This window comes from Paenibacillus sp. SJS-P3, assembly GCF_056711585.1.
This window is the reverse complement of record NZ_CM160043.1, coordinates 1,282,789-1,294,019: the sequence shown is the minus strand read 5'-3', so window position 1 is coordinate 1,294,019 and position 11,231 is coordinate 1,282,789. Positions and strand designations below refer to the sequence as shown.

8 protein-coding genes are annotated in these 11,231 nt (G+C 45.5%); 1 reads left to right on the top strand and 7 read right to left on the bottom strand.

Annotated features, from left to right (window positions below; translation table 11 throughout):
• Positions 1-16: 16 nt before the first annotated feature.
• The 6 genes from AC06G8_RS05795 to AC06G8_RS05770 all read right to left on the bottom strand — a co-directional run bounded on the left by AC06G8_RS05795 (position 17) and on the right by AC06G8_RS05770 (position 6,650).
• Entirely contained in the window at positions 17-1,195 is a 1,179-nt protein-coding gene (locus tag AC06G8_RS05795) for a glycosyltransferase family 4 protein (protein ID WP_480284699.1), read from the bottom strand.
• 57 nt (positions 1,196-1,252) lie between these two features.
• Entirely contained in the window at positions 1,253-2,197 is a 945-nt protein-coding gene (locus AC06G8_RS05790; protein ID WP_480284698.1) for a glycosyltransferase family 2 protein, read from the bottom strand.
• Between the two features lie 16 nt (positions 2,198-2,213).
• Positions 2,214-3,542: an oligosaccharide flippase family protein gene (locus AC06G8_RS05785; RefSeq protein WP_480284697.1), complete on the bottom strand. Its 1,329-nt coding sequence runs from the start codon at positions 3,540-3,542 to the stop codon at positions 2,214-2,216.
• Between the two features lie 125 nt (positions 3,543-3,667).
• On the bottom strand, positions 3,668-5,113 hold the full coding sequence (locus tag AC06G8_RS05780) for an O-antigen ligase family protein (RefSeq protein WP_480284696.1): 1,446 nt from the start codon (positions 5,111-5,113) through the stop codon (positions 3,668-3,670).
• A 143-nt stretch (positions 5,114-5,256) separates the two neighbouring features.
• The gene (locus tag AC06G8_RS05775) at positions 5,257-5,901 is read right to left on the bottom strand and encodes a CpsD/CapB family tyrosine-protein kinase (RefSeq protein WP_480284695.1); all 645 of its coding nucleotides are present in this window, start codon (positions 5,899-5,901) and stop codon (positions 5,257-5,259) included.
• Complete coding sequence (locus AC06G8_RS05770) at positions 5,898-6,650, bottom strand: YveK family protein (RefSeq protein WP_480284694.1); 753 nt, start codon at positions 6,648-6,650, stop codon at positions 5,898-5,900. Before AC06G8_RS05770 ends, AC06G8_RS05775 begins: the two co-directional genes overlap by 4 nt.
• Before the next feature lie 330 nt (positions 6,651-6,980).
• Between AC06G8_RS05770 and AC06G8_RS05765 the strand changes: the two genes are divergently transcribed.
• A complete protein-coding gene (locus AC06G8_RS05765; protein ID WP_480284693.1) occupies positions 6,981-9,842 on the top strand; it encodes a PA14 domain-containing protein in 2,862 nt (953 codons plus the stop codon).
• 75 nt (positions 9,843-9,917) lie between these two features.
• On the opposite strand, the gene AC06G8_RS05760 is transcribed toward AC06G8_RS05765, so the two are convergent.
• Positions 9,918-11,072: a glycosyltransferase family 4 protein gene (locus tag AC06G8_RS05760; RefSeq protein WP_480284692.1), complete on the bottom strand. Its 1,155-nt coding sequence runs from the start codon at positions 11,070-11,072 to the stop codon at positions 9,918-9,920.
• Positions 11,073-11,231: the final 159 nt, after the last annotated feature.

The following is an 11,231-nucleotide window of genomic DNA, read 5'->3' as shown; positions in this document are numbered from 1 at the left end:
CGCTGCCTCCTCCTGTTTACGGCTGAAAACGAAATCTTTTTCGCTCTGACTTTCCGAAGCCCCCGATTCCTTTGCGTTCCCTGCATGATTCATAATAGGCAATCGTTCGATGGGCGATGTCGTCCCAACTATACCGCTGAGCAGTTTTGTAGGCTTCCTGTCGGAGTCGATCGAGTAGTTGCCGGTCTGTTAATATCCGATCCAACGCACGATACAGCTCTTCCGCATTCGCAGGCGGGACAAGCAGACCGTCCTTTCCATCGCTCACCATGTCGGAAGGTCCTGGAATCGTAGTCGTCACCGGGGCCAGCCCGCAGGCCATCGCCTCTACCAGCACCAATGGCGACCCTTCTTTTACCGTAGGAAACAATTTAATATGATGATCCTTTAGTAATACCGGCAATTCCCGATGCTCGTAACGCGGAACAACGGCAATGCGTGCATGTAAATCGGCCTCGTAATCGGACAGTACCCGTTCTATCGGACAAGATGTTCCGAGAAACGTCACCCGCAAGCTCGGGTGTACCCGCATGAGCGGCTGCAACACTTCTGCTGCATCACCTACCCCTTTAAGGGGATCATACCGGCCAATAATCGCCACACCGACCGGATCCGCATTAATTACCGGTGTAGGTGAGATCGTACAACCTAACAAATAATCCGGTATGCCGTTGCCGATTACGGTTAATGAAGACATGCCTAATTTATTCTTGCCGTATTCTTGTTCAGCCTGATTCAGGAAAACGGCACCGTCTGCTTTGCGGAAGGATTGGGCTACTTCCCATAGATGGAATCCTCCATTATACAACGGATATTTCCAGGATAGCCGATGAAGACCGGCACGCGCCCTTTGTAACAGAACTTCATGAACTAAAAGCTCCAACCCATGGCTGCGCGAGATAAGAGTTGTCGCCTTTCGTTTTCTCCCCTTAGTTATCATCGCCCAAACCCATCCGTCACTACTGGAGGCGTCGACGATGTCGAAAACGCAGGAGGATCGATTTATAAATCGACTTACAAAAAAAGGAAATAGCATCTTTTTTATCTTATTAGGCATTCTCTTGGGAAGATGGTCGTATCCGAATAATTCGACTTCGTGGCCTAATCTCCGATACGCATCAGCCAATTGTAAAGTCACTCCTGGCGCTCCGGCATTCCGATCCAGCTGATGATGAATCGTTAACAGAATATTCATCCCTTATCTTCCTCCTTCACTTTCAATTCATACGAAATGGTCAACAAGCTGCAGCACTCATATTCCTTTTCTCCCTCGCAGCTTAGGCATGATCAAATAATGCAGAAGTCCTTGCAAGAGGCCTGTTTGAGCGGGAAGGAACGATTTCACTACTCCCCATTCCCGGCGCACCATAGCGACAATTAAGCGAAGAACGCCTGGAATGCTACGATCTCCTATCAGAGCGGCATAGGCAATTCTAGCGGGAATTCGAATCAATCCGCCTCCTCGACCCAAAATGCCCAGCTGGAGATTGTGAGCTGCGTTATGGATGGCCTCGGGAACAATTTTATTGCGCTGATCCGCATCGAACCGGGGGGCAGGGTAATGATCGACAACGATCGAAGGATCGTAGATGAGTCGGTAGCCCATTCTCCTAATCCGCAAGCATATATGAACTTCAATATGAACTTGTGCACCGCTGCCGCTAAGCCCCTGGGGGAGCTGGAATAAATTCCTGCGGAAGGACATGTTAACTCCCTTCAGTACATCGACATCCCTGAACTTGCCGGTTCCGATATGATGATTCCCGATCAACTTGCCATACCAGGTGACCATTCCAACCTCGATATCCTCAGGAGATTGGACAACACCCGGCTGAATATCCCGTCCTCCTACCCCGCCAACGGAGACATCGTTGTAATGTGCGATTAATTTTTGGATCCAATCGGGATACGGGACCGCATCATCGTCCGTGAAGGCAACAACATCCCCAGTCGCCTTCATAAATCCCGCCTGCATGGCTGCCCAGACACCGGGTATGGTTACGACTGCACTATTCCTGACTGCAGTTCGGGAGGACTTTTGCCAGCTGCAAATGGCAGAAGACGTTATTAGATCCCCTTCTCTGTAAACGACGATAATTTCCGCAGGAGAAACAATTTGCTTATCCAGACCTTCAAGGCATTTAAGCAGATCTGCCGTGCGGCGGTAGCTCGGTACGATGACCGATACCTTCACCATGATCATTCTCCTTTCCTTATCTCTTGGCTGCCAGGCGCCCTTGCCTTCTTGCGATCAAATGGGGAAGACGGGCAGCCAGTCTGTAGACCTGCTTGATCTCTTTACGTTTAAACAACACTAATTTCAATGGGCTTATTCCAAGACGATTAGCGACAAACATATAGAAGAACCATTTAACCAATGAGCCGCAAACGATCCCAAGTGCTGCTGCTTCAACGCCGAATACAGGCATTAATAACAGCATGCTGCCAATCCCGGCCACGATGCTGATTAGTTCAGATACGCTGACAAGGTTGAACTTACCTTCTGTGTTTAGGTAATACATCAGAAGCTGGGAACATATTCGGATTGGGGCGGCTGCCAGCAGGAAGATAGCCATCCAAACAGCGGGTGCAAAGTCCTGGCCGTAAAGCATAGGAAGCAGGAAGGGAAGCGTGGCCATGCCTGCCAGCGCTATGACAGCCGTCCCATACAGCACAAGAACATGGAGCTGCTCCACCATTCGTCTGCGGCTTTCGCCTGAAAGATCCATCAGCTTCGGCCAGAGAAAGACATTCAAAGTACCAAAGATTACGGAAGGCAGAACGCCTCCAACACTACTGGCTACCGTGTAGAGGCCAAGGGCATAAGGGCCCAAGGCAAGTGAAAGAATAACTTGGTCGAAGTTGCCTCCGAAAATGCCTACAAGAGAACCTCCGTAAATTTTGATGCCGTTACCCAAAAGTTGACGAGTATTCTCAACAAAAGATGTGAATTGGGGCTTCAATTCCTTTATTACCCAATATAAGGAAACCAGTACAATAATAAATCCCCATGAAAAAACAAAAGTCCATAAATAGGTAGTTACCGTTAGCATTCCTGAAAAATGAAGTCCAGCTATTATTAATAGAGCTCCTATGGGACTCATAATACGAAGAATCATGATTTTACGGAATCGGTTAAGGCTCTGCAGCGTTCCTATGAATCCGTCTACAAGTACCGAAAAAGGAACACTCAACATTGCAAGAGCAGCGTTTCTAGTTAACCCTTCCGAATCCCCCTTCATGAGCATAGGAATTAATAGTAGACCCAGTGCCATACCGATGAAACCGAAAAATAGTCCAATTACAAGGTAAGTACCAAGCAATTCTCTTTGCTTGCCTTTGTTCAGTTTCCCGAGGTAAACGACAGCTCCAGGAAGTCCAATAGTAGAAAGACCAATAACTAGCGCTGACCAACGTGTAGCAACTGCAAGCTCTCCGCGTCCGTATGTACCAAGCCATCTTGCCATCATGATACCCGTTACTAGATTAATAATCATGACTAAGATATTCAACATGAAACTAGACATAAATAGTCTTTTCATATGCAGGCAGCCTTCCTCTCCCTCTCATCATATATAAGTCACCATAAGGATATGATGAGTTTTGTTCCTTTTCGCCATGACTAAGGGAGAGATTGAATTTGTAAATTTTTATGCGTAAGTATCGATTAACTTGATTCTTCCAATGCCTCATCTTTTGTAGAAGACATAGCTATTCCTGAAAAGAGCCAGAAAGCTATGGCTGGTATACCGGTAAGCTCATTTCCAAAAAAGAATGATATTAACAAATTAATGATCATTATAAGACCGAGGATTTTAATCATTGAATCAGAAGTGACACTGTAAATAGTTTTCCATTGCGTAAACAATGCACGAAAAATCAATATTCCACCTGCAATGCCAAAAGTAGCAAATACCGTCAGATAACCGTTATCTCCAGAACTAAGAGCACTGAAGGACGATTCCCCTCCATTAAGATTTGTACTCCTTCCTACTCCACCAAACCCAGCACCAAATGGATGTCTTAGTATGTCAGGCAATGTATTTTGGAATATAGATAATCTTGCGTTGGCAGAATGATCTTCCCCTATACTACTGAAGGTATTCATCCTTGTAGTAACTGACTCTGCTCCAGGCAAATATGGAAGCATAAAGTAAACTAGAAGACCTATAGATCCCAATGTTAGAAGTGACTTGAATCTATTGACACCAGATGAAAGAATCACAAATGTGATTAGACAGAAAAACAGAGTTACCCATGAAGCGCGAACTAGTGTTATGGCAAGCGCTGAAGTCATCAACAGCACTCCAAACCATCCGAAAAATCCACGATAACACTTTGAAACAATTGCAGGTGTAATGGATGTTACAAGGAATACGGCCAATGTTCCTGTTGCATTGAGTGTAGAAAAAGCTCTGAATTCCATTGGTTCAGGTATTCCTAAAGAAACCATCTGAGCACCTTCCATCCATAAGAGGTCCCATGGTGGCAAAATAAGATATTGGATCCAAGCATAGATGGATATTAAGACTGCCATTGTGACATAGGATCGTATCCAAATTACCTTGACTTTCTCTGTTGGAGGGATAGCGATCATATATATTAGAATGAGAAAGGGTATAAGATAGTTTCCGAGGCTATAAATACCCGCAACTTTATTTAGCAATGCTCCAATAACTGCCGCGTAGATAAAGGGAAGTAAATAAGCTGTGATAACCCTTGTATTGGTCTTCGAAATTCTAAAACGTCGCTGGCTTAATGGAATAAGCAATATAATGGTTGTAATAAGCGGGGTCAGACTCAGCAAAGTAATCGAGGAATAATACCCAAGTATCCAATCATTAATGCGGCGAATCTCAGGTCCGACTAACCAAATAAAGACAATGTATGGCACCAATCGAATCGAGTTACTAATAGCAAGAACAAAGCCAGGAACCAAAATAGAAAAAATAATGATGATCTGAATGACAAGTTCAGGACGTTCACTTGCATATACACCTAAAAAATATGCTGCTAATAGTGCAACTGAACCTATTAAAGAACGGCGAAACCACGAGGGTAAATTAAAGCGGCTCAGAGTAAAGATAATTGTCCTCCTCCTTAAGAAAGCCAAAACAAGTTAAACTAGGGCATCCAACCCCGCCTCACGCCATACCATCGACGAAATCGTCTAAGGTCCTAAAACCCACAGCATGGCCGAGTGCCTACAGTTGTAAAGGTGCAGTAGGCATTACCTGTTTTAAGACGGACGCTCTGTCAATATTTGTTAAGAACGGTTCCCAGCAAGGGCTTATTAAGCTGTTTGAATAGTTTTGCTGCCTTCTGAATTACAGGTCGCTTGGTGCGAGCATGCTCTACGACCATGATGACTCCATCAGCCTGCGCCGTAATAATTTGCGCATCTGCCGTAGTGAATAGGGAAGGCGTATCCACGATGATTCGCTCATAACTTTCTCTCAATTGCGAGAACAGCTCTGAAAGCCGCTTCGATGACAGCAAATCCGCTGGATTAGAGGGAATGATCCCTGAAGAGATAAAGTCCAAATTGGAGTAAGCTGTTTTCTTAAGGATTTCGCTGGAATCCAACGTACGCTGCAAATACTCGCTGAGACCGTCTCGTCGAGACAGTCCCAGCTTCTCATAAAGAGTTGGGCTCCTGAGATTGCCATCAATTAACAGGATTTTCTTGCCAGATCTTGCGTAGGACAGAGAGAGATTAAAGGCAGTCGTCGTCTTGCCTTCGTTGGGAGAGCCGGAGACTAAAGTTATTATCCGGGCTTCGTTTCTGGCTACGGCGAACTCCAAATTAGCTCGGAGAGAATGATAATAGTCGGATATGGCGGAACCTGGCGAGGTTATCATCTCTCCCGTTTCTTGGCCTGTGATCAATGATGCCTTCATAAAGCTTGCCCCCTTGCATTTATTGCTGCTTGACCATGTGATGCTTTTTCTAGCGAAAGATTCAAATCCTTTTTCTTGAACTTAGGTACGATGGCCAGCGTCTCTGCCCCTATCGTCAGCAGGATGTCATCTTCAGACTTAATTGACTGATCCAGGTATTCAAATAGGATGATGATGCCCGATGAGAGCAGCAGAGCTGCGAAAAAAGCGATCATGACATTGGAACGGGTATTTTGACCGAATGGCCTGGCGGGGTCGTTTTCATTCGCGGTAGTCAGCACGGTGACATTGTTTGTTTTCATGATTTTGGGGATTTCGTCCTTGAAAACCTTAGAAACGGCATTGACCGCTTTAACTGCGCGGGTATAGTTGGTGTCCGTAGCGGTAAGTGTCATGACCTGGGATTCATTCGATGAACTTGCTTGGATCATAGAGGCAAGCTGTTTTGGAGTGAGATTGAGCTCGGGATTCAGTTGGGCAACTTTATCCATGATGACAGGGGTTTTCAAGATTTCCTTGTAGGTATCGATCAACTTTATATTGGAGCCGATCGACGAGAAGTCCATTGTTTCCCCTGTATTGCCCTCTACCGTCGTGTTGATGATGATCTTGTTGCTGGCTGCATAATAGTTGGGCATCATCTGCTTCGTATACATATAAGCTGAGACAGATGCCACCCCGACTAGAAGAAGAATGATCCATAGTCTTTTTTTCAGGGCAGAGGTATACTTGCTCAGTTCGATTTCCATGCTCTATCACTCCTAAGATCATATTTATATTGATACAATACGTATCTATTTTAGGTTTAGTTTATGATACAATCTGTAACTTGTCAAATGAAAAGCATGAACGGATGGCTTGCTGTACTTGCTTCAAAAACGAACCCTTCGGGCTTATTTGATTGAGGTTAGTGGAAATAGGCCACTCGGTTGAGTGGCCTCCGGTCGAGATAACATTACAGCGTGCGATTAATTTAATTGCTCGCAACCTTCCAATCCAACACCTTTTATCCTTATGTTGGTAAATCTATATTGTTTCTGATACAATTTGGAGATTAATTTGAGAAGGAGGATCCGTACGTGCCTAGTCGAGGAAAAAAACGTTTTACAGAGATCATCGTAATATTGACGACAATCATTGCTGTCGCGGGAATTTTTATGGCCTCGGATCGATCTGCCAACAACACCTCATCCTTACTGCCAACAGCCTCTGCGGCCGAAAGCAACAACTCCTTGAATCGTCCTTACGAGGACTGGAGGCAACAGGAGATTCCCTTCGGGACGTCTTCGCTGGACCTGGCCCCCTGGCGGTCATACATGGATACGTGGGACACCAGCCGCTATCTCGAAACGGCCGGCATTGGATTCAACGTCAATGCACAGGAAGCGGACGCAACAGCTCAACTGCTGGCTGAGGCCGGTTTCCGCTCGGCTCGGTATGAAATAAGCTGGAACAACATTTCATATGAGGATGAAAGCAAATTCACGGAAACATCTAAAACGCGAATCCAAAAGATTCTCCAAGCGATGCGCAAACACGGACTGCGCCCTATTATTCTCCTGAATGCCAATGCGGGTCTTCCTGTGCCGAACAAGAAAATCCAAATCCGGCTCAAGGACGACGCGAAGAAAGGCAGTCGTGAGATATACGTCACTGAAGCAACAGGGATTATCCCAAATTACACCGGCTTAAGCGGACAGGCTTACCAAACCATGTATCCCGTCATTACCAATGTCGATGCCGCTACGGGGCGTCTGACCTTATCGGCTCCGTTAACGAAGGATCTGAAAAGCGGACCGATCGATCTTACAATCCTGAAATATCGTCCCTTCTCCGGCAGCGTATATGAAGGTGGAAAGGCCAACCCCGACGCACAAGCGACTTATAATGGTTGGCAATCCTACGTAAAAACAGTGACGACCGAGGTTAAAAGAATACTGGGAACCCAAAGTGCCGCTGATGCAGGCTTCGACCTCGAAGTATGGAACGAGCTAAGCTTTGGAAGCCAATTTTTGGACATCAACAACTATTTTGAGGAAAAGCGGTCTTTTGAAAGCTATCCCTCTGTCACAATCGATAATCGTAAATTTGAGGGTATCAAATCTTTACTTCCTCTCACTATACAATATGTCCGGAATCCGGCTAATAAACTTCCCGGAGTTACTATTATCGATGGTTTCTCCAATCAGAGACCTTGGGAAAATGGAACTGAGCTGATTACGGGTCAAAACGGTTTCAGTCGGCATTATTACACCGGATACACCGACACATCTCGCGTAGCTCAAAGCGATCTTGCGAAAAAAAATAAATATATGAATTATGCCGGGGCAATATACGATGGCAAGGATACACAATTGCCAGATCATATTGTAGCTTTCCCTGAATATTGGTTTTACGGATATCAAACCGAATATATCGTGAGGGATTTGCAACCTATTCCCGGACCATGGAAACTCCATTCTCGTTATGCTAATAATGGCAATGGACAACCGGCTCAAGTATGGATGACCGAGACTAACTGGTGGAGAGGTTTTTTTGCCAAGGAGCTTATGCAAAAAGCTAACGTGAACGAAGGCAATGCAAAATTGATATCGCTCATGCACCAAATCGGGACAAAAGCATCGCTTCGACTCCTCAACTTCGCGAGCCATAAGGGCGTTCACACCGTCGATATTTTCTCTGCCAAGGGCGGCGATCTAAACTACGGAGTCATTCCTGATGCCTTCTTCAAGACTTTGGCATTAGAGAATTATCAACTGACGAACAAAGCTCGCGCCGCAGCAGGGCCTCAGCTCGAGGCACTCGGGTTTGTGGCCAAATTGATGCGATCCGGCATAAAAATCAACAACCCAAGGCCAATTAGGGTCGAAGAGGTTGTAGAGCCTCAGGAAAGACTGATCTGGAAGGGCAACGGGACCAACACCACCTATGATCTTTACAATCGGGACGATTTTGCGATCCTCCCTTATCAACTCAGCGACAATAAATTTGCGATTGCCTACTATGTGGTGACTAGGGACCTCACGAAGACACAGAATGCTTCCAAAAGCTTGTTGGATCCTGTCCGTTACAACATGGAACCGCAAAAGTTCATGGTGACTTTATCGAATATTAAGGGGAGCGACGTCTCCGAGGTCTATGCTTACGACCCGATTACCCAAAAGAAAGTGAGCACAAAAAAAGTAGCGAGCACCGCTTCGACCCTCACTGTTGAAGTTGAAAGCGTCGACTACCCCCGGTATTTGATCGTTGCGGAAAAGTCGCCTTCCAAGAATATTCTGTTAACCGACACGAAGCTGGAGCAAAAAAATGGAACGACGTATTTTTCCTTTAAGTCCAACTCCGCAGGCAAAGCTGATCTTTCCTGGGGGCCTTATCCAATCCGCTCGGGAGGAACGTTCACAGGCGAAAAGTACCGCTCCAAAACCGATACCGTTCCTGTCGAAACCTTGACTTCTCCCGTGATAGATTCGGATCGGATGCCCAATATGACGGAAGGAATCTGGAAATGGAAAGGAACGATAACGCCCGAATACAGCGAAAAGTACACATTTCTCATTGACGGCACCTGCAAGACCGGGTTGAAAATTGATGGAAATACTTTAATCGATGGTTGTCAAACACTTCGGAAAATGGCCGATATGGAGCTTATAGCCGGACACAGTTATGATCTGGAGCTCATGGTGGAAAGCGGCAATACCTCTCCTGGCATCGTCCTGTACTGGTCCAGCGATCATATGCCAAAAACACTTGTTGCCGCCGACTCGAAGGGAAAAAACAAGAAAACCATCGATGTTCGAGCTGGAGCCGCAAATGTGATTGAACTTCCCGGGTTTCTTCCCAATGACGGTGTAAAAGTGACCCTCAAATCTGAAGATCAGTCTCTTATTACTCGGTTTCCTCAGTGGGATTACGATGTGAAAGGGGTATGGTGGAAATAACAAAAACCTGATCCAATAACTACTATCTCTAGAGAGGTTGTCTTAGCAGGAAACTATCTGCTCACGACAGCCTCTTTATTTTCGCACTAAAATTCCGGCATGAAATTGCTTAAAGAGAGCAACATACTTTGAAGCGCTTTTCTCCCAATTGTTTTCTATTGCCAGAATCCTAGCATTTTTGCTCATTAGCTCGCGTAAATCCGGCTTAGATGCCAACTCATTTATTGCTTCAACGATTCCTCTCAAGTCATCCGTTTCATCCATAACGTATCCTGCTCTAAGCTCCACACTGTTTAATAAGATGTCCGAAGCTCCAGACACCCGGGTCGTAATCACTGGTAAACCTGCAGAAAGTGCCTCCAAAATGACAAGCCCAAAAGGTTCATATAAGGATGGAAAGACGAAGAAGTCTACTGATTTCATGATTTCAGCGACATCGGTTCGATATCCGGCAAAAATAACGCGATCCTCAAGCTTCATCTCCTTGACTTTATCTGGGTAGATACTATTCCCTACGCCTCCTACTACGACCAGATTGTAATTTGTGTGCAGCATTGAATCCAGGACAAGATCAAGGTTCTTGCGAGTAGATTGAATATCTCCGACAAACAATCCGGTCAAAACGGGCTCGGCAAATTCAAACATGCGGACTTTTGTCGCAGCAGGTCGGAACTCAGAATTGTCAACGCCGTTGTTGATTTTAACAATCTTTTCAGCTGTAATTCCTAGTTGCTTGATCTCGTTCTCGATGTTCGAGGAAACAGCGATTAATGTATCTGTACGACTAAATGCTACTTTCTCGAGCAAAGAGTTTACTAACGTGTAAATAAGAGCAAACCAACGCTTTCGTCCTCTTGAGGTATGAAAGCTATGTACCTTTGATCGCAACCAGCTGTTATGGACAAAATGAACCGCATTAATATCACTTTTTGCCCACGTAATGAATCCATTCACGACAACAATCAGCTTCTGATCTTCCTTTTTCAACTTTTTCAAAATGACATAGCTCTTCCATGCAAAAAATTGATATCGGATTATTGCCGGCAATCCGCTCGGAGTTGCAATCTCGTGCCATGTCAGATTGGCTGCTTCCTTCAGTCCCGCATCCAGTTCTGTTGATAATACAATGACATCGGCTTCATGCCTAAGAGCTTCTCTCACCACCTCATAATTTACCCGGCCTTGTCCGTCTGTTTTTACAACCTTATGAGTCACTATACATAATCTCATTGTCCTCCTCCTTCCTGCGACTCAATGTTTACTTTCTCACAGCCTCCATCAGCGCTGCCAAAACGACCCAGCTTGATTCCCGTCTTTTTCTTGACCTGCTGCCAGGCTGCCTGATTGTTCCTCGCATAGGCATGGGCATTAGAGCATTCCTGCATGGCC